Source organism: Rhodococcus sp. IEGM 1330, assembly GCF_033142445.1.
Classification (GTDB): Bacteria; Actinomycetota; Actinomycetes; order Mycobacteriales; family Mycobacteriaceae; genus Rhodococcoides.
Genome location: NZ_JAWLSB010000012.1, coordinates 31,800 through 49,600, shown reverse-complemented (window position 1 = coordinate 49,600; position 17,801 = coordinate 31,800). Strand labels below are relative to the sequence as shown.

Genomic DNA, 17,801 nt, shown 5'->3' with positions numbered 1-17,801 from the left:
ATTGTCGATGATGTTGCTTCACAGCCTATTTCGAGATTCAATGCCCGTCCAACACAATTCAACGGTTCATCGATGCAACAAGTGCATCGATATTCGACGCGATATCCGCGACCCGGCCCACGAACGTATGATGCGTGACGCCCGACGAGTGTGGCGTCATCAGCACATTGTCGAGATCGCGAAACGGCAGCACACTCGGTTCTCCCACGCCGTCCGGCCCGGGGTAGCGGTACCAGACGTCGATCGCGGCCGCGGCAATCTCGTTGCGAGACAACGCGTCGAACAGCGGTTGCTCCTGAACCAAGGGCCCCCGACCGACGTTGACGAGTACCCCGTCGCTGCCGAGCCTGCTCAGCTCCTCGGCACCGATCATGCCGCGCGTGTGCTCGTTCAGCGGTGCGGAGACCACGAGAACATCCGCGAAATCGACCAACATGCCCAGATCGTCTGTACCCGAGACCCACTCCAGACCCTCGTCCGGTGCATGACCGCTCCCCGTGACCGCTGCACCCACCGCGCCGTACGCCCTGAACAGCTGCCACGTTCGCCTGCCGATGTGCCCGAAGCCGACGAATCCGATGCGGGCACCGCTCAGCGACAACGGTTGCGCGATGGTCGGGTCGTAGACGGCGGTCGCGAACCGCCCCTCACGCAGCGCCCGATCCTGTTGCAGAAACTTCCGTCGCAGCATCACCGTCGCCGCCACCACATACTCGGCAATCGACTGCTCGTGATGAAAAGTGGTGCACACCTGTACATCGGGGCCCAATCCGGAGCGATCGACGTTGTCCGTTCCGGCACCCGCGACGTGCACCATACGTAATTTCGGCGCTGCGGCACCCATGGCCGCACTGAACTTGCCGCCGACGTACACGTCGGCGTCGGCAAGTTCTTCGATGACCCGACTCTCGTCGAACGGAACACACCAGATCACCTGAGCCTCGGCAGGCAAGCCCGCCTCGAACTGCTCACGGTGCGGGAGAACATTACGATCGCCGACGACGATCTTCATCAGCGCACCAGAACTCATCGAACCAGGGCCGGCCGCTTGCTGTCGAACGTCCATCCTTCGATCAGGTACTGCATTCCGATGGCGTCGTCCCGGGCACCGAGCCCCTCCTTCTGATACAGCTCGTGTGCCGCGTCTATCTGCTCGAAATCGAGTTCTACGCCGAGGCCCGGCTTATCGGGCACGGTCAAGTAGCCGTCTTCGATCTCGAAAGGCTCCTTGGTCACTCGCTGACCGTCCTGCCAGATCCAGTGAGTGTCGATGGCAGTGATCGTCCCAGGAGCAGCCGCGGCCACGTGGGTGAACATGGCCAGAGATACGTCGAAGTGGTTGTTGGAGTGCGATCCCCATGTCAGGCCCCACGCGTCGCACAGCTGCGCGACGCGTACGGACCCGGCCATCGTCCAGAAATGCGGGTCGGCGAGTGGGATGTCCACCGCACCGGACCGAATGGTGTGACCCATCTCGCGCCAGTCGGTGGCGATCATGTTGGTCGCGGTCTGCAGTCCGGTGGCACGCTTGAACTCCGTCATCACCTCACGTCCGGAGAAACCGCCCTCGGGCCCGACCGGGTCTTCGGCGTAGGCCAACACGTCGCGCAGTCCACGACACGTCTCGATCGCGTCCTTCAGCAGCCAACCACCGTTGGGATCCAACGTTATTCGGGCCTCCGGGAATCGCTCGGCCAGTGCGCGTACTGCGGCGGCCTCTTCGGCGGCAGGCAGCGCCCCGCCCTTGAGTTTGAAGTCCTGGAATCCGTAGCGCGCCTGCGCAGCCTCGGCGAGGCGCACGATTGCCTCGGGATCCATTGCCTCCTCGTGCCTGATGCGCATCCAGTCGTCGGCTCCGGCGGCCTCGTCGGCTGCACTGCGATACGCGAGGTCGGTCTCGGTCCGATCGGCGACGAAGAACAGGTAGCCCAGAGCCTGAACCTTCTCGCGCTGCTGGCCGTCGCCCAGCAGCGCGGCGACGCTGACGCCGAGGTGCTGACCCAACAGATCCAGCAGCGCCGATTCCACTGCGGTCACCGCATGGATGGCGATCCGCAGATCGAACGTCTGCGCGCCGCGGCCACCGGCATCACGATCTGCGAACGCGCGACGCATGTCGGCCAGAACTGCGTTGTATCGGCCGATGCCCTGGCCCTCGACGAGCACGCGCGCATCCTCCAGCGTCTGCCGAATCGCCTCGCCTCCCGGCACTTCACCGACGCCGGTTCGCCCGTCCGAGTCGGTCAGCACCACCAGATTGCGGGTGAAGTACGGGGCGTGGGCTCCGCTGAGGTTCAGCAACATGTCGTCGTGCCCCGCGATGGGAATGACGCGCATCTCGGCGACGACGGGCGTGCTGGTGTGGACGCTCATGTCCGACCTTTCTCACTTACTTCTGGTGACTCGGCTCACATGGGACAGTAGGTCGCGCGGTCGATGCATGTCCAAGACCATCTACGCATCGACCGATGCAGTAGAGGTATCGGCAATCGCAGTACGTCCCCATCGCGCCTGGCAGCGAGATCGATACCGAGACTGCATCAAATGCGACTTTTTTAGACTTGGACATGTATCGATCAGCCTTCTAGCGTGGTGACCTATGAGCCAGATCACGCCCTGGCGTCAGTGCACGTATCGCAATACAGCCCTAGGAGTCACCCCATGACAGCGTCGACGACACAGTCCACCAACCTCACCGGCCGGATGATCATCGCCGGCGTCCCGGTTTTCGGTGCCGGCACGCACATTCACGGAATCGACCCCAGCACCGGCGCGAATCTCGAACCCGCCTACGGGCACGGCGACAACACCGATGTCGAGAAGGCCTGTGCTGCAGCGGCAGAAGCATTCGCCGACTACCGCGCCACTTCCTCGGAGACCCGAGCTCAGTTCCTCGAGACCATCGCCGACAACATCGCCGCTCTCGGCGACACCCTCATCGAACGCACCGTCGCCGAGTCGGGCCTTCCGCTGGCACGTATCACCGGCGAGGTCGGCCGCACCACCGGCCAGCTCCGATTGTTCGCTTCGGTTCTGCGCGAGGGTAGTTGGAACGGTGCCCGCATCGATCCGGCGCAGCCCGAGCGCACACCTCTCCCTCGCGCCGACATCCGCCAGCGGCAGATTCCTCTGGGCCCGGTTGCGGTGTTCGGAGCCAGCAACTTCCCGCTCGCATTCTCCGTCGCCGGCGGCGACACCGCCTCCGCTCTCGCTGCCGGTTGCCCCGTAGTCGTCAAGGCGCACGACGCCCACCCGGGAACGTCCGAATTGGTCGGCCGTGCCATCGCCGACGCCGTCGCGGCCACCGGAATGCCCTCGGGCACATTCTCTCTACTGTTCGGCTCGGGTCGCGGACTCGGTACCGCCCTGGTGACCGACCCTCGCATCAAGGCCGTCGGATTCACCGGATCGCGTTCGGGTGGAACGGCTCTCGTCGCCGCCGCAGCCGGTCGTCGTGAGCCGATCCCGGTATATGCGGAGATGAGTTCCATCAACCCCGTGTTCGTCATGGACGGCGCACTCGCCTCCCGCGGAGCCGAACTCGGCCACGCCTTCGTCGCATCGCTGACGATGGGCTCGGGCCAGTTCTGCACCAACCCCGGTCTCGTCATCGCCGTCGACGGCCCAGGCCTGCAGTCCTTCACCGAGGCGGCGACCACCGCGGTACAGGAGTCGACCCCCACCACGATGCTGACCCCGAACATCGCGTCCAGCTACGCCGACGGCGTCACGACCCTGTCCGACGCGGTGACCATGGTTGCGCGAGGATCGGATTCCGACGCCCCGAACGCCTGCCGCGCAGCGTTGTTCGAGACCGATGCCGATACATTCCTCACCTCCGATGCAGCGCAGGCCGAGGTGTTCGGCGCATCGAGTCTCATCGTTCGCTGCACCGACGCTCAGCAGGTGCGCGACGTTGCCGCACTGCTGGAAGGTCAGCTCACCGCCACGGTTCACGCCGACGAGTCCGATCATGCCGACGCAGGCAAACTCCTGTCGGTTCTCGAGCTCAAGGCCGGCCGCATTCTGTTCGACGGATGGCCCACCGGCGTCGAGGTCGGCCACGCGATGGTCCACGGCGGCCCCTTCCCCGCCACCTCGAATTCCCGCACCACCTCGGTCGGATCGCTCGCAATCGAGCGCTTCCTGCGTCCTGTTTCGTACCAGGACGTGCCGACATCATTGCTGCCCAGCGCAATTGCCGACGGAAATCCCGACGGGATCTTCCGTCGTGTCGACGGCCGACTCACCCAAGACTGATTCGCCCACACCTAGTTCAACAAGGAGACCCCCATGCTCGACGGAGTCCTGTTCTTCCCTGTCACCCCGTTCACCGCCGCCGGTGAGGTCGATTACGACCTATTGGCCGCCCACATCGCGAAGGGTGTCGACGCCGGACCGGGCGGTGTGTTCATCGCCTGCGGTACCGGCGAATTCCATGCTCTCGAAAGCGAGGAGTTCGGCAAGATCGTGCGCACCGCGGTCGACGTCGTCGCGGGCCGCGTGCCGGTGTACGCCGGTGCAGGCGGATCCGTCGCCCAGGCAAAGGCATTCGCTGCGAGCGCGAAGACCAACGGAGCCGACGGCATCCTCCTGCTCCCGCCCTACCTGGTGACGATGCCGCAGGCCGGTCTGGTCAACTACACCAAGGCCGTTGCCGGTGCATCGGATCTGCCGTTGATCGTCTACAACCGCGGCAACGCCCGCTTCACCGAGGACTCGGCAGTCGAGGTTGCGCAGCTGCCCACCGTCGTCGGATTCAAGGACGGCACAGGAGATCTCGATCAGGTCGGCCGTATCGTCCGTGCGGTACTGGACGCCCTGGAACCGTCGGGCAAGCCCTTTCAGTTCTTCAACGGTCTGCCTACGGCGGAGGTCTCGCAGCAGGCGTACCGGGCCATCGGTGTCACGCTGTACTCCTCGGCGACGTTCGCCTTCGCGCCCGAGCTGGCCCTGGCGTTCTACCGTTCGCTCGACAGCGGCAACGACAAGCTCACGGCCGCACTGCTTCGCGAGTTCTTCCACCCCCTGGTGCGCCTACGCGACAAGGTTCCCGGCTACGCCGTCTCGCTCATCAAGGCAGGCGTGACGATGGAGGGCATCGAGGCCGGTCCTGTGCGCCCGCCGCTGGTGGACATCAGCGCGCCGCACCTCGAGGAACTGACCGCAATCGTCGCCGCGGGTCGGGCCGTGCTGGCCGACGAGCTCGCGGTGCACTGATGCGAGATCCGGTCCTGATCACCGGCGCTCGGATCACTCCCATCGCGTTCGTCGACCCTCCGCTGCTCAACACCGTCGGCGTCCACCAGCCCTACGCACTGCGCGCGATCATTCAGCTGGACACCGATGCCGGCGTCGTCGGACTCGGTGAAACCTACGCCGACACCGCGCATCTGGCTCGTCTCGACGTTGCGGCCACAGCCATCGCCGGCCTGGACGTGTTCGCGCTCAACATGATTCGCGAGGCCATCGACGCCGTGCTCGGCACCCTCTCGATCACCGGCGGCGACGGAGTGGCCGGAATGATCACCACGGCCAGCACCACCGACCGCGTGTTCTCACCGTTCGAGATCGCGTGCCTGGACGTGCAGGGCAAGGTACTGGGTCGACCGGTGTCGGACCTGCTCGGCGGGAAGGTTCGGGACTCGGTTCCGTTCAGTGCGTATCTGTTCTACAAGTGGGTAGCACATCCCGGCGGCCGGCCGGACGAGTGGGGCGAGGCAATCGATCCCGCCGGTTTGGTACGGCAGGCCCGAAAGATGATCGACGAGTACGGCTTCGAGGCCATCAAGGTCAAAGGCGGCGTCTTTCCACCCGACGAGGAGATAGCCGGAATCAAGGCGCTCCGTGAGGCATTCCCGGACCTGCCGTTGCGGCTGGACCCCAACGCCGCGTGGACTGTCGACACGTCCATTCGGGTCGCCGCCGAGCTCGACGGGATCGTGGAGTATCTCGAGGATCCGACACCGGGGCTCGACGGTATGGCCGAGGTTGCGCGCGAGGCGAAGATGCCACTGGCGACCAACATGTGTGTCGTCGCCTTCGATCATCTGAAGCCCGCGGTGGTGAAGGACTCGGTGCAGGTGGTGTTGTCCGACCATCACTACTGGGGTGGTCTGCAGCGATCGAGGTTGCTCGCCGGAATCTGCGAGACCTTCGAGCTGGGACTGTCGATGCACTCGAACAGCCACCTCGGAATCAGCCTGGCCGCCATGGTGCATCTCGCCGGAGCGACACCGAACCTGACCTACGCCTGCGACACGCACTGGCCGTGGAAGAGCGAGGACGTCGTCGTGCCAGGGGTGCTCAACTTCGTCGACGGTGCGGTGGCCGTTCCGACCGGGCCGGGCCTGGGCGTCGAGATCGACGAGGACGCGCTCGCGGCACTGCATCAGCAGTACCTCGATTGCGGAATCCGCGACCGCGACGACACCGGATACATGCAGAGCATAGACCCGAGCTTCGAAAACACCTGCCCGCGCTGGTGATCGACTGCTACGCCTGCAGCGGCGCGACGATGTTGGCGAGCATGGTCGCGATGGTGGCGACGACGGCTCGGCGCTCTGCAGCGTAGCCGCTGAGATACCAGGTCATGGCGGTGTGGCTGATGCCGCCGATCGCAGCGGTGGCGAGCAGGTCGACGTCGAGGTCCGGTCCCGACGGGACGTCGCCGGCGAACGTGCGGAGGTAGCCGAGCAACAGAGCACCGAATTGCTGCATCACCGTCAGATACGTCTGCTCGACGCGAGGACTGACACCGAGCACCTCCATCCACACCACTCGGGCCAGGTGCGGATCTTCGATGACCTGGAAGAAGGAATCGAGAACCTGCCTGGCGACGGCTCCGACATCACTGTGCGGGTCTACCTCGGCCATGGCTTCCACGGCCGAATTCGTCAGACGGGCAATGCATTCGCCGTAGACCGCGAGCAGCAAGTCCTCGGTCTTGTCGAAGTGCCGGTAGAAGTGCCGGTCGGCCACCTTCGCCTCGCGGCACAGTCCGCGGACGGTCGCGGCTCGGTAGCCGACGCTGCCGAACACCCGCAGACCTGCGTCCAACAGCTGCCTACGCCTGCGATCGTCCCGATCAATTGCGCTCTCGCCGCCGTAGGACCGGCCCGCGCTCTCGACCTCTGTCACAGACGGCGGGCATCGAGTTGCGCGGTGAGTCTGCGTACTTCGGCATCTCGCTCGAGAATGGCGTCGTACACCGGATTGATCACGCCGCGCAGGAGCGACATAGGAATCCACCGGCCCGGCACCTGAATTCGCGGCGCTCGTCGCTCGATGCCCCGCACCACACCTCGCGCGAGCTTGTCCGGTGCGATCGGACGGCGCAGCGGCGACGGAAATCCTTTGGCTACAAGCGCTGTTGCGATCTCGTCGCCGCCGAACGCCACCTCGACAATCGGCGTAGCGATCCAGCCCGGATACAGCACCCCGGCCGTGGCACCGGTGCCTGCCAGTTCCAGCCGTAGCGCCCGGCCGAGTTGTTCCACGGCCGCCTTCGATGCCGCGTACGGCGCGTTCGCCAAACCGTTGAGGTACGCGTAGGTCGAGGAGGTCAACAGTACGTAGCCACCGGACTCCACGATGGACGGCAGCGCGGCCCGCACGGTGTTCCACACGCCCGTGAGGTTGACCCCGATAACTCTCTCGAAGACCCCATCCTCGGCAGAACGAACGGTCGATGCCGTTGCTCCACTGGATATTCCCGCATTCGCAAAGACGACGTCGAGCCGTCCGAACGTGGAGACCGCGGCGGCCACCGCGGCGTCCAACTGCTCCCGCTCGGTCACGTCGGCGCGGGCAACCAGGACCCGCTCGCTGCCCAGCTTTCGAGTCACGGAGTCGAGATCCGACGACTCCGTGTCCACCAGAACGACCGAGGCACCGCCACGATGCAGCGCCGTTGCAACCGCGGCACCGATTCCTCCGGCGGCCCCGGTGATCAGGACGACCCGACCCGAATGATCCTTCATGCCGATACCTCGTCCTTCGAAGTCACCTCGGTGGATGACCGGTGGATGTGATGGGCTTCCGGCCGAAAACGCTTGGCCCACCGGCGGAATGTGAAGCTGAAGCCGGGGAACATGGCGACGACGTGCCCGGATTTGGATTGATACCAGCTGTGGCAGCCGCCGTCTTTCCAGACGGTGCCCTCCATCTCGCTGTGAATCGTGTCGGTGTACTCCTGCTCGGCGGCGGCAGTGACCTCGATGGCCGTTGCACCCGCCTGCCGGACGGCGTCGACGGCCCGCACGATGTACTCCATCTGCGCCTCGATGAGGAAGATCGCGGAGGTGTGCCCGATTCCGGTGTTCGGTCCGGTGACGACGAACAGGTTCGGGAAACCGGGAATTGTGGTGCCGAGGTAGGCGCGCGGGTAGGGATTCCAGACGTCGGACAGGGCCCGGCCGTCGCGTCCGATCACCGGGTACGAGATGACGCCGTCGGTGGCGTCGTATCCGGTGGACCACACCAGCAGATCGACATCGACGTGTTCGCCTGTGGTCGTGACGATCCCGTTTTCGGTGACTTCGGCGATGCCGTCATTCTTGTCGTGCAGGGTGACGTTCGCCTGCCCCAGCGCGGGATAGAGCGTGTTGGACAGCAGTACTCGCTTGCACCCGATGACGTAGTCCGGGGTGACCTTCGCTCGAAGCTCGGAATCCGGAACCTGAGACTCGATGTGCTTCAGAGCCGTTCGCTGCGCCACCGCCTTCAACATCGTCCGTGAATACTTGAAGCCGAGAATGCGAGTTTCGAGACTCCAGTAGATGCCCGCGCGCACCAGCCTGCGGATCGGTTCCAACTTCAGCAGCCTGCGCTGCAACGGCGTGAATTCGCGATCGTGGCGTGGCATCACCCAGTGCGGGGTGCGCTGGAAGACGTGCAGCTGCGCCACGTCGGGTTGGATCGCGGGGATCACCTGCGCGGCACTGGCACCACTGCCGACGATGGCGACCCGCTTACCCGCGTGGTCGTACTCGGTGTGCCAGTCGTTGGTGTGGAACTGGGTGCCCTGGAACTTCTCTCGGCCGGGGAACGGCGGTATGACGGGTGTACTGAGTGGTCCCGACGCGTTGACGACAAATTTCGCCGCGTAGTCGCCACGCGAGGTGGTGATGGTCCAGTGGTCTCCCGACCATTCGATCTTCTGGACGTCGGTATCGACATGCGTGCGAGACGGCAGGCCGTTCGATTCGAGCACGTGGTCGGTGTACCGCTCGAGCTCCTCGCGTTCGGCGAACATACGCGACCATTCGAAGGGCTCCGACGCGATCGAGTACAGCGGACTCTGCACGTCGACGGCTGCGCCCGGGTAGCGGTTCTGCTTCCACGTGCCACCGAGAAACGGGCGTCGCTCGAGAATGACGAGGTCGTCGATGCCACGATCGAGCAATGCCTTCGCTGCGCACTGGCCACCGAAGCCGCTGCCGATGATCACCACGGTGTGAATATGCATTCTGACGAGCTCCTCCCGCACGAGACGCAATCCGATGATGCGCGTCATCACTTTAAAGTGATGACACGTGATTCCGCAATGGTGGCAGACCCCTCGACGACGTTGCCCTCAGCTCCAGGCAAACAGGCACTGCGCATTCCTCGGCAGCGCGTCGGCAAATGCGTCATCGCCGAGTAGGTTTTTCGCCCACGAGACCTGAGTACTCATTCGGCGACCATCTTCGTGCTTGGTGAAGGGCCAGTCGGTGCCGAACAACAGATTCTCGGTTCCTCGTGTCTCGAGATATCTCCTGACGGCCGCATCTGCGTCTTCACTTCGGTACGGCGCCGACATTTTCGTCCATACGTGCGCAAGGCGGCCAACTTCGGCCACCAGGGCGGTTGCGCGTGAATCTCCTGAACTCGGGAGCCCAAGATGGTCGACGACGACGTGCGACGGCCACGACGCGAGCCGTGGCGCGAGATCGGCCCACTGTCCTCCTCTGGCTTGCACCTCCAGGTGCCAGCCCAACTGCTCCATTCTCCTACCCAAGCCCTGCCATGACGGTCGCTCCAGTTCGGGAACGGCGGCCCCGATCAAGTTCAGCCGGACACCACGCACACCTTGTTCGTGAAGCTGATCGAAATCCAACTCCTGTTCAGAGTCGTCGACAACGACAACCCCTCGAAGTCTGTCTGGATTCTGCGCAAGGCATTCGAGGAGGTACGAGTTGTCGGATCCCAAGAAACTGGGCTGTATCAGAACTCCGCGATCGACCCCGTTGGCGTCGAGCTCGAGCAGGTACTCCTCGACGGTCGCGTCGTAGTCGGGTGCGTATCGCCGCGTGGTCGACAGCGCCAGACCTCGGCGAAAGGCATGCGCATGAGTGTCGACCAGAGGCGGCAGATGTTGAGGTCGCATACGAGCGAACATACGAGAAGAACCTAAACCTGTAAAGGACTAGATGTTTATAGAAATATCTGCCAGAGTGTGAGTCATGACACAGAATGCGGACAGCAGGCTGCCCCTGCACGCGCGGCTCAGGGACGACCTGAACAGGCGAATCGTCGCAAACGAGTGGGGCCCGGACGTGGCATTGCCGTCGGAAGCGGAGCTCGCCACGGCGTACGACGTCTCCGTTGGAACGATGCGGCGAGTTCTCGGCGACTTCGTCGCCGACGGTTTACTCGACCGACGGCAAGGACGCGGCACTTTCGTGCGTCGCCCGACCTTCGACAATGCGTTCTTCAGATTCTTTCGCGCCCGCGGTGACGGCAACCGAGTACCGGATGCACGAATTCTCGAGCGAGTCAGACATGCCGCATCGGACGACATAGCTCGCGCGTTGAACCACGACGGGGACGTCGTACATCTTCACCGAATACGCGAGCACGACGCGACACCGTTTCTGGTGGAGGACATCTGGCTTCCCCTCCCTCGGTTCGATGCGATCGCCGACATCGATATCGCCGGCATCGGCCCTCTGCTATACCCCGCATACGAACAGCACTCCGGTGTCATCGTCGGTTCGGCGACCGAGGATCTCTCGTTCGGAGCCACAGATCCCGAGATAGCAGCCGAGCTCGGCTGCCAACCCGACGAGGCACTCGTACGTATCGAGAGAACGGCCCGCACACACGCAGGCGACGTTGTCGAACACCGCGTTTCCCACGGCGTAGCCGCCGCCTTCCGTTACCGATTGGAACTTCGATGAACACACCCGAATTGATCGCTGTCGCCGGCCTCGTCGCAATCTTTGCGATCGCGATGTGGCGCTCGTTGAACATGGGAGCCGTGGCCCTGGTTGCCGCTTTCGCTCTCGGCGTCGGCTATTTCGACCTCGAGGTCGGCGACATTGCCAAAGGATTCCCAGGCAGCCTCTTCGTGACGCTGCTGGGCGTCACATATTTGTTCGGAATCGCACGCGCGAACGGAACTGTGGACGCCATAGTCGGAAGCGCGGTACACCTCGTCCGCGGCAGAGTCGCGATGATTCCCTGGGTCTTTTTCGTTCTGGCGGCAATCATCACCGGTGCCGGAGCTCTCAGTGCCGCCACCAACGCCATTTTGATCCCGGTCGGACTCGCCTTTGCCTATCGGTACAAGATCAGCCCTCTATTGGTCGGCCTCAGTGTGCTCAACGGAACCAACGCCGGAGGCTTCTCTCCGATTTCGGTCTACTTCAACATCGTCGACGAAGTCTTCGGACAGAGCGGCATCAGCCTCGACCCGGCTCCGATCTTCTTCTTCACATTCGCTGCAAACCTCGTCCTGAATCTCGCAGCATTCTTCATGCTCGGTGGGACCGAGCTCCTCCGTCGCGGCAAGCACTTGGTGGACTCGCCGGACGACGACACCAGCGGGAGTCCGACATCCGGGACCGCCCTCGCCGTCAAAACTGTCACCTGGACCACAAAAAATGTTCTCACCGTGACCCTCCTCGTCGGAATCGTTGCGTTGGCCCTGGGATTCACCCTCGACGTCGGGTTTCTCGCTCTGACGGCGGCGGTCGTGTTGGCAGCCCTGTATCCGCAGGACTCGAAACGAGCTTTCGAGCAGATCGGCTGGGGAGTCATTCTTCTCATCGGAGGCATCGTCACCTACATCTCGGTGCTTCAGAGCGCCGGCGTCGTAGACAACATTGCAGCGTCGGTCGCAACGATCGGTGCGCCGCTCGTTGCGGCCCTGACCATACTTTTCGTCGCTGGAGTGGTATCCGCCTTCGCATCCACCAACGCAATGTTCGTCGTACTGGTTCCCCTCGCGGCTCCTCTCGTACTGGCGGGCGACGTCAGCACACTCGGGTTCGTGGTCGCGCTGTGCATTGCCGCCTCAGCTGTGGATTCAAGCCCGTTCTCCACCGGGGGAGCCCTGATCATTGCGAATACCGAAGAGCACGGGCGAGACAGAACTTTCCGAGGGCTCCTCATCTGGGGGATGTCCATGATCGTGTTCGCCCCTGTCGCCTCCTGGCTCCTGTTCGTCCTACCGACCTGATGAGTTGTCCTGGGTGCGCGCGGCACTCGGGGCGACCGGGTGCTTCACCTGCGGTATCGGGCACGTCGCTGACCTGACCGGCAGCCCGACGATCGATGCGCCGACGCAGGGCATCGCGCCCCCGACAGGGAACAATGCGGCAATCTTCGGACCGGGGTCGAGGCCAGGTCGGAGGCCCCCCGTAGCGTAAGTGGCATGTCTAGATCACCACGCAACCGCAGATCCCCCGCCGCACCGAGAAAGCGATCCTCTTCCGCGCTTTCGGCAGGGCACCTTCGCGTGATCGCGACCGGCGGTCTCGGCGAGATCGGCCGGAACATGACCGTGTTCGAGTTCGACGGAAAACTGCTCATCGTCGACTGTGGTGTGCTGTTTCCCGAGGAGCACCAGCCCGGCGTCGACGTCATCCTGCCGGACTGGAGTTGCATCCGCGATCGTCTCGACGACGTGGTCGCGATCGTCCTCACCCACGGACACGAGGATCACATCGGCGGCGTCCCCTATCTGCTGCGCGAGCGCGGCGACATCCCCGTCATCTCGTCGAGGCTGACACTGCACTTCCTGGCTGCCAAATTCGAGGAGTTCAAGGTCTCGACCACGCTGATCGAGGTCGAGGCGGGGCAAACCCGTCAGGAAGGCCCGTTCGAGCTCGAGTTCCTCGCCGTCAACCACTCGATCCCCGACGGTCTCGCCATCGCCATTCGCACGGACGCCGGCCTGGTGCTGCACACCGGCGACTTCAAGATGGACCAGTTCCCGCTGGACGGTCGGATCACCGACCTCCGCGGATTCGCGCGCCTCGGCGAGGAGGGGCTCGATCTACTCCTCGTCGACTCGACCAACGCCGAGGTTCCCGGGTTCATGGTCTCGGAACGCGATCTGGTCCCGGCCATCGAGAAGGTATTCCGCGAAACATCGGGACGAGTGATCGTCTCGAGCTTCGCCAGTCACGTACACCGAATCCAACAGGTCCTCGACGCCGCGCATGCGCAAGGCCGCAAGGTCGCTTTCGTGGGGCGATCGATGGTGCGCAACATGAAAATTGCGACTGATCTGAGCTACCTCGATGTACCCGACGGGCTCGTCGTGGACCTGCCGAAGCTCAATCGGCTTCCCGCGAACAAGATCACGCTGATCTGCACCGGATCGCAGGGCGAGCCCCTCGCCGCGCTGTCACGGATGGCCTCGGGTGAGCATCAGATCAAGGTCGGCGACGGCGACACCGTACTGATGGCCAGCAGCCTGATCCCCGGAAACGAGAACGCGATCTACCGCGTGATCAACGGTCTCGTCGACAAGGGGGCGCGCGTGGTGCACAAGGGAAATGCGAAGGTGCACGTGTCCGGTCACGCCAGCGCCGGCGAGTTGGTCTACTGCTACAACATCCTCGAACCCGCCAATGTGCTTCCTGTACACGGGGAATCGCGACACCTGCGCGCCAACGCCGATCTCGCGATCAAGACAGGCGTTCCTCGCGATCGCGTACTGATCGCCGAGAACGGAAGCGTCATCGACCTGTTCGACGGCGTCGCGCAGATCACCGGAAGCGTCCCCATCGAACTGATCTACGTCGACGGCAGTGCCGTCGGTGGGGTTACCGAGGACTCGCTGGCCGAACGTCGCCTGCTCGCGAACGAGGGCGTGCTGACCGTCATTGCGATCGTGGATCCCGACACCGGCCTGCTGGTCGACGACGTCGACTTCATCGGACGCGGATTCGCGCACGAGGCCAACGCTTTCGACTCGTTGGCCAAGGCGATCGGCAAGACTCTGACCCGCGAGAGCGACGTCAAGGTTGCTTCTCGCGAAAACATCGAGAAGCGCATCGTGCAGGAATCGGCCCGGTGGGCCAAGCAGACCCTGGGCCGTCAGCCCCTCATCGTCCCGGTTGTCGTCGACGGCTAGAGCTGAGCCGCTGCCCCGCGAGTCGACAGCACCTCGGTCAGCTCCTCGGCGTAGGCGAGCTGCCGACGCAACGTGCGGCAGCTGTCCTCGGCCTTGGTGTGGCACTCGCGAACGAAAGCCGCGGCCGACGATCGAGCATCGTCGGCCGCGTCCTCGTCGCCCAGAATGTCGAGAGATTCCAATAGCTGCTTCATCTCGGCCAACGTGAAGTCGAGTGGCTTCATCCGGCGAATGACGAGCAGGCGTTCGACGTCGGTCTCGGTGTACAGCCGAAATCCGCCTGCGGAACGGGCAGAGGGCGTGACCAGGCCTACGTCGTCGTAGTGACGAACGGTGCGGATGGACAGCTCGGTTTTCTGAGCTACCTGCCCGATCTGCATGTGTATGCCGTCGTCTGCCATGTGCCGCCTCTCTTCGCCCGACCAACCACCCTAGTCAGTGCTCGCCGCCCAGGTTTCCACTGAGACGATCGTGCCGCTCGGTCGACGGCGCGTTCAAGCCGACTATCTCCACCGTCTTTCCCTTCGCCGCATACTTGGTGGTGATGGCGTCGAGGGTCGCCACTGTCGATGCGTCCCAGATGTGCGACTCGGACATGTCGATGACGATGTTCTTCGGATCTCCCACGTAGTCGAACTGATAGATCAGGTCGTTGCTCGACGCGAAGAACAGTTCGCCCTTCACCGCGTAGACGCGAGTGTCCTCGTCGGGATGAGCCACGTCGATCACCTCGGTCAGGTGTGCAACCCGCCTGGCGAACAGCACCATCGCGGTGACCACGCCGACGACGACGCCGTACGCGAGGTTGTGGGTGATCACGGTGACTGCCACGGTCGCGACCATCACGAGGGTTTCGCTCTTGGGCATGCGCCGCAACGTCTTCGGGTTGATGCTGTGCCAGTCGAAGGTTCCGATGGAGACCATGATCATGACAGCGACGAGCGCGGCCATCGGAATCAGCGCGACGATGTCGCCGAGTCCGACCACGAGGATCAACAGGAAGACTCCAGCGAGGAACGTCGAGATCCGCGTGCGTGCACCGGAGACCTTGACGTTGATCATGGTCTGGCCGATCATCGCGCAACCGCCCATGCCGCCGGTGAACCCGGTGACGAGGTTGGCCACACCCTGGCCCCACCCCTCGCGAGTCTTGTTGGAATGCGAATCGGTGATGTCGTCGACGAGCTTGGCCGTCATCAGGGATTCGAGCAGGCCCACCAACGCGATGGCCAGCGCGAACGGCGCAATGATCGACAGTGTGTCGAACGTGAGCGGCACATTCGGGATCAGGAACGACGGCAGCGAGGACGGCAGCTCCCCTTCGTCGCCCACATCCGGAACCGCGAGTGCGAACACGAGTGTGACGCCAGTGAGTAGCACGATGGCGATCAACGGAGCCGGCACGACGGTGGTGAGCTTGGGCAGAAAGAACATGATGACCAGACCCACGGCGACCATCGGGTAGACCAGCCACGGGACACCGATCAGGTACGGCACCTGCGAGCTGAAGATGAGGATGGCGAGAGAGTTGACGAAACCGATCATCACGCTGCGCGGGATGAACCGCATCAGTTTGGCGACGCCGAGCACGCTGAGCAGGATCTGAAGGACTCCGCCGAGAATCACCGCCGCGATGAGGTAGTCGAGGCCGTATTCCCGCGCCAACGGGGCCACTACCAGGGCAATCGCTCCGGTGGCCGCGGAGATCATCGCGGGTCGGCCACCGACGATGGAGATGGTGACGGCCATGGTGAACGACGCGAACAGCCCGACGCGCGGATCGACCCCGGCGATGATCGAGAACGAAATGGCTTCAGGAATCAACGCCAGCGCCACGACCAGGCCTGCGAGTACTTCGGTCTCGAGTCGCCTCGGCGAGCGCAACGCACCCAACACCGAGACATCTTCGACGGCGGTGACAGGCACCTGGGCAGCTCGAGACACGACAACTCCGTTCGATGAGTACGAGGGACTGCGACAGGTACAGCGTCCACTTCCTCGGCAACTCTACTCTTACCGGAGGGAAGGTTACCAATCATCGGGGCGTCGAGCAGTGCGCTAGATTGATACACAAAGGCACAACGAATTTCACTCCGCGATGCAAGGAATGAATCGATGTTCTCGCTCAACAGATTGTCCTGCTTCATCGCCGTCGCCGAGGAGCTGCACTTCGGCCGCGCTGCCGAGCGGCTGCACATGACGCAGCCGCCACTGAGCAGGCAGATTCAACAGCTCGAGAGCGAAGTCGGTGTTCAGCTGATCGACCGCACGAGCCGATCGGTGACCCTGACGGCCGCGGGATTGGCCTTCCTTCCCGAGGCCCGACGCATCCTCGACCTTGCCGAAGGCGCACTACTCACTGTGCGACGCGTTCCCACCGGAGACTTGGGGACCGTGGTCGTCGGATTCACAGGCGCATCGGCGCATGCGGTGCTGCCACAGTTGCTCGATGCCGCGCGCGAGAAGCTCCCGGATGTGAAGCTCGTTCTGCGCGAGATGGTCTCGGCCGTGCAGATGGAGTCCTTGGCCGTCGGCGATATCGATCTCGGGTTGGCCAGACCCCCGCTCAAGCGACCGGGAATCGCATCGCGGCCGGTGCTGCACGAGTCGTTGATTGCAGCCATGCCCCACGACCACCCTCTTGCCGAGAAGGACGAACTGTCGGTGGAGGACTTCGACGAGCAGCCGACCATCATGTATTCGCCCGTCGACGCTCGATACTTCCACGAATTGCTGATCAGCACCTTCACGATCGTCGGGGTCTCCCCGCGATATGTGCAGTACGTGACCCAGGTGCACACCATGCTGGTGCTCGTGCGCTCCGGCATCGGATTGGCGTTGGTGCCGGAGTCCGCGTCGACCATGCGTCCGGAAGGCGTTGTGTTCCGCCCGGTTCGGACCGTCAAGGAACGGCCCGTCGAACTCGACGCCGCCTGGCGCGTGGACAACGACAACCCGGCACTGCACCGCTTCATGTCCGACGTTCTGCCGACGCGTGAGTGGTCATGATGCGTCGCTGGTGAGGTCGCGGTCTGCGATTGCCAGATGTAGCCAGCCGCGACTCCGGACCGAGACCCGCGGGCTTCTACCGGCTGCTGTCTGCCTGAGCGCGCTGACGGCCCACTTCGACCGCGACGTCGTCCCCGGCCAACGATCACCCGTCTACGTGACATGGATAGCGGACAGTCGTTACTTACCCTTATGATTTACCGGTGCGCCCGCCGGGAAGATCGCCGGCTGCCGCATCCAGGTTCCGACCCAGGAGGATCGCGTGCATTCCGTTTTCTGGACACCACGTTTCGCTGCTGTGTACTTCCTCGCGGCCCTTGCAGCGTTCGTCCTGTTCACTGCGATCGGCTCGAACATGGCGATAGTCGCACCACTGATCCTGACCCTGATCGGACTTGGCATCGCGGTGTTGATTCGACACGGCAGGACTCGCCGATGAAGC

At 63.7% G+C, this 17,801-nt stretch carries 16 protein-coding genes; 8 read left to right on the top strand and 8 right to left on the bottom strand.

Features of this window, described 5'->3' with window-relative positions; all coding sequences use genetic code 11:
• Positions 1-58: 58 nt before the first annotated feature.
• Together R4P57_RS23285 and R4P57_RS23280 are read right to left on the bottom strand one after the other, a co-directional pair.
• Positions 59-1,012: a 2-hydroxyacid dehydrogenase gene (locus R4P57_RS23285; RefSeq protein WP_317805334.1), complete on the bottom strand. Its 954-nt coding sequence runs from the start codon at positions 1,010-1,012 to the stop codon at positions 59-61.
• A 14-nt stretch (positions 1,013-1,026) separates the two neighbouring features.
• Positions 1,027-2,373 (bottom strand): enolase C-terminal domain-like protein, encoded by a 1,347-nt coding sequence (locus R4P57_RS23280; protein WP_317805230.1) that lies wholly within the window; start codon positions 2,371-2,373, stop codon positions 1,027-1,029.
• A 288-nt stretch (positions 2,374-2,661) separates the two neighbouring features.
• On the opposite strand from R4P57_RS23280, the gene R4P57_RS23275 reads away from it, so the two are divergent.
• The 3 genes from R4P57_RS23275 to R4P57_RS23265 are packed head-to-tail and all read left to right on the top strand — an operon-like array spanning position 2,662 to position 6,488.
• Positions 2,662-4,260 (top strand): aldehyde dehydrogenase (NADP(+)), encoded by a 1,599-nt coding sequence (locus R4P57_RS23275; protein ID WP_317805229.1) that lies wholly within the window; start codon positions 2,662-2,664, stop codon positions 4,258-4,260.
• A 33-nt stretch (positions 4,261-4,293) separates the two neighbouring features.
• Entirely contained in the window at positions 4,294-5,220 is a 927-nt protein-coding gene (locus R4P57_RS23270; protein ID WP_317805228.1) for a 5-dehydro-4-deoxyglucarate dehydratase, read from the top strand.
• On the top strand, positions 5,220-6,488 hold the full coding sequence (locus R4P57_RS23265; RefSeq protein WP_411742422.1) for a glucarate dehydratase family protein: 1,269 nt from the start codon (positions 5,220-5,222) through the stop codon (positions 6,486-6,488). The genes R4P57_RS23270 and R4P57_RS23265 overlap by 1 nt, the downstream gene beginning before the upstream one ends.
• 7 nt (positions 6,489-6,495) lie before the next feature.
• Here R4P57_RS23265 and R4P57_RS23260 read toward each other — a convergent pair whose 3' ends face one another.
• From R4P57_RS23260 to R4P57_RS23245, 4 genes are read right to left on the bottom strand one after another with little or no spacing between them, the layout of a single operon-like run.
• Complete coding sequence (locus R4P57_RS23260) at positions 6,496-7,140, bottom strand: TetR/AcrR family transcriptional regulator (protein ID WP_317805227.1); 645 nt, start codon at positions 7,138-7,140, stop codon at positions 6,496-6,498.
• Positions 7,137-7,982 carry an SDR family NAD(P)-dependent oxidoreductase gene (locus R4P57_RS23255; RefSeq protein WP_317805226.1) on the bottom strand — a complete coding sequence of 282 codons (846 nt, stop codon included), beginning with the start codon at positions 7,980-7,982 and terminating at the stop codon, positions 7,137-7,139. The genes R4P57_RS23260 and R4P57_RS23255 overlap by 4 nt, the downstream gene beginning before the upstream one ends.
• Positions 7,979-9,517 (bottom strand): NAD(P)/FAD-dependent oxidoreductase, encoded by a 1,539-nt coding sequence (locus R4P57_RS23250; protein ID WP_317805225.1) that lies wholly within the window; start codon positions 9,515-9,517, stop codon positions 7,979-7,981. Before R4P57_RS23250 ends, R4P57_RS23255 begins: the two co-directional genes overlap by 4 nt.
• Before the next feature lie 60 nt (positions 9,518-9,577).
• Positions 9,578-10,369, bottom strand: coding sequence for an amidohydrolase family protein (locus R4P57_RS23245; protein WP_317805224.1), 792 nt, complete (start codon positions 10,367-10,369; stop codon positions 9,578-9,580).
• Positions 10,370-10,445: 76 nt separating this feature from the next.
• Between R4P57_RS23245 and R4P57_RS23240 the strand changes: the two genes are divergently transcribed.
• The 3 genes from R4P57_RS23240 (at position 10,446) to R4P57_RS23230 (ending at position 14,350) form a co-directional block, all read left to right on the top strand.
• Positions 10,446-11,162 (top strand): GntR family transcriptional regulator, encoded by a 717-nt coding sequence (locus tag R4P57_RS23240; RefSeq protein WP_317805223.1) that lies wholly within the window; start codon positions 10,446-10,448, stop codon positions 11,160-11,162.
• Positions 11,159-12,445 carry an SLC13 family permease gene (locus R4P57_RS23235; protein ID WP_317805222.1) on the top strand — a complete coding sequence of 429 codons (1,287 nt, stop codon included), beginning with the start codon at positions 11,159-11,161 and terminating at the stop codon, positions 12,443-12,445. Before R4P57_RS23240 ends, R4P57_RS23235 begins: the two co-directional genes overlap by 4 nt.
• A gap of 195 nt (positions 12,446-12,640) precedes the next feature.
• The gene (locus tag R4P57_RS23230; protein ID WP_317805221.1) at positions 12,641-14,350 is read left to right on the top strand and encodes a ribonuclease J; all 1,710 of its coding nucleotides are present in this window, start codon (positions 12,641-12,643) and stop codon (positions 14,348-14,350) included.
• Here the strand turns inward: R4P57_RS23230 and R4P57_RS23225 are convergent.
• Together R4P57_RS23225 and R4P57_RS23220 are read right to left on the bottom strand one after the other, a co-directional pair.
• Positions 14,347-14,751, bottom strand: a complete 405-nt coding sequence (locus tag R4P57_RS23225) for a MerR family transcriptional regulator (protein WP_317805220.1) — start codon at positions 14,749-14,751, stop codon at positions 14,347-14,349. The two genes, R4P57_RS23230 and R4P57_RS23225, sit on opposite strands and share 4 nt — an antisense overlap.
• A gap of 34 nt (positions 14,752-14,785) precedes the next feature.
• Positions 14,786-16,294: a SulP family inorganic anion transporter gene (locus tag R4P57_RS23220; protein WP_317805219.1), complete on the bottom strand. Its 1,509-nt coding sequence runs from the start codon at positions 16,292-16,294 to the stop codon at positions 14,786-14,788.
• 171 nt (positions 16,295-16,465) lie between these two features.
• Between R4P57_RS23220 and R4P57_RS23215 the strand changes: the two genes are divergently transcribed.
• Both R4P57_RS23215 and R4P57_RS23210 read left to right on the top strand, forming a co-directional pair.
• Positions 16,466-17,359, top strand: coding sequence for a LysR substrate-binding domain-containing protein (locus R4P57_RS23215; protein WP_317805218.1), 894 nt, complete (start codon positions 16,466-16,468; stop codon positions 17,357-17,359).
• Positions 17,360-17,621: 262 nt separating this feature from the next.
• Positions 17,622-17,798 (top strand): hypothetical protein, encoded by a 177-nt coding sequence (locus R4P57_RS23210; RefSeq protein ID WP_317805217.1) that lies wholly within the window; start codon positions 17,622-17,624, stop codon positions 17,796-17,798.
• Positions 17,799-17,801 lie beyond the last annotated feature (3 nt).